At 34.0% G+C, this 682-nt stretch carries 1 protein-coding gene; it reads left to right on the top strand.

From position 1 onward, the window contains the following. The first annotated feature begins 55 nt into the window (after positions 1–55). Complete coding sequence (locus ACWHAR_RS27710) at positions 56–598, top strand: class I SAM-dependent methyltransferase (RefSeq protein ID WP_041336134.1); 543 nt, start codon at positions 56–58, stop codon at positions 596–598. The last annotated feature ends 84 nt before the right edge of the window (positions 599–682 follow it).

Here is a 682-nt window from a genome sequence, read left to right as displayed (position 1 = left end):
GTTTATTTTTTGAATATAATAAATAAACATAGGAAACCAAAAGCAGGTGTTTAAAATGCTAGAAAATAGACTCTATAAACGATCGGATTTTCGGAAATTATTTTCTCGGAAATATAAGCTAACCAAAACAATTGAGCATATGATGATTGACTCTATAGATATACAAGAAAATGACAGAATTTTAGAAATTGGAATCGGAAACGGCACTGTCTTTAAAAGCATAACCAAGAAACTAAAAAAGGGTAGCCTAAAAAGCATTGATCCTTCAAAACGAAAGGTAAGACAGATATCACGTGCGAATCGAAAGAACATGGGGAACGGGGAGGTTTTTCATGGCTATCCAGAGGACATTCCCTTTGATGACCGTACCTTTAATAAAGTCTTTTCTTTACATACGGTTCAAAGCTGCACCAATATTAGGCTTGCATTAAGAGAAATTTACAGGGTGCTTCAAATTGACGGCCGGTTTTATATCAGTATTGACACAAATACCGGTGAAAAAGAGAAAACGTATATTCAACTGCTGAAAGACCAGCATTTCAGGGATCTTTCTGTTATCAGGCGTGATTCCTGTCTATGTATTATGGCTGTTAAATAAAAAATTTCTCGGGAAATATATCCAAGATCCTCGCATTAGGATTTGGGTATATTTTCTTAATTTTTTATTTTTTGCATATACTTT

The organism is Bacillus sp. LR--39, from assembly GCF_053613335.1.
The sequence above is the reverse complement of the archived record's forward strand: the minus strand, read 5'-3'. Positions and strand labels throughout refer to the sequence as shown.

Coding starts and splice junctions, on each gene's coding strand:
- ACWHAR_RS27710 (WP_041336134.1), top strand. CDS start 56: ATGCTAGAAAATAGACTCTATAAACGATCGGATTTTCGGAAATTATTT.